The sequence below is a fragment of the Paenibacillus forsythiae T98 genome (assembly GCF_000520735.1).
Lineage (GTDB): Bacteria > Bacillota > Bacilli > Paenibacillales > Paenibacillaceae > Paenibacillus_AQ > Paenibacillus_AQ forsythiae.
Genome location: NZ_ASSC01000353.1, coordinates 1 through 304 on the forward strand (window position 1 = coordinate 1; position 304 = coordinate 304).

A 304-nucleotide genomic window follows, 5' to 3' on the forward strand; every position below is an offset into this window, starting at 1 on the left:
GATTTTCGCGGGACATCGGCGCGATTCGAGGAATGGCTCCGCCGCCGAGGTCTGCCGGAGGATTTGTCCCCGGAAGGGCTGCCCGACATTTTCCGCCTGGCGGAGCAGGGGAATGAGCTGCTGCGCCGGGAGGAAGCGCTTAAGCTTCGTATAGCCGAGCTGGCACGGGAAACTGCGGCGTTCGAGGAGGAATGCCTGCTCCTGATGGCGGAAGCGGCCGCTCGGCAAGCGGGGGAAGCTGCTTTCTCGGCTTCATCAATTGTAGTATCTGATCAGTTATCCTCCGCTGCCCCGCCCCCGGCCG

The 304-nt window shown here is 63.8% G+C and carries 1 protein-coding gene; it reads left to right on the forward strand.

Features of this window, described 5'->3' with window-relative positions; genetic code table 11:
* On the forward strand, positions 1–304 hold a 304-nt coding region (locus tag L692_RS32645), incomplete at both ends, for a hypothetical protein (protein ID WP_036723270.1).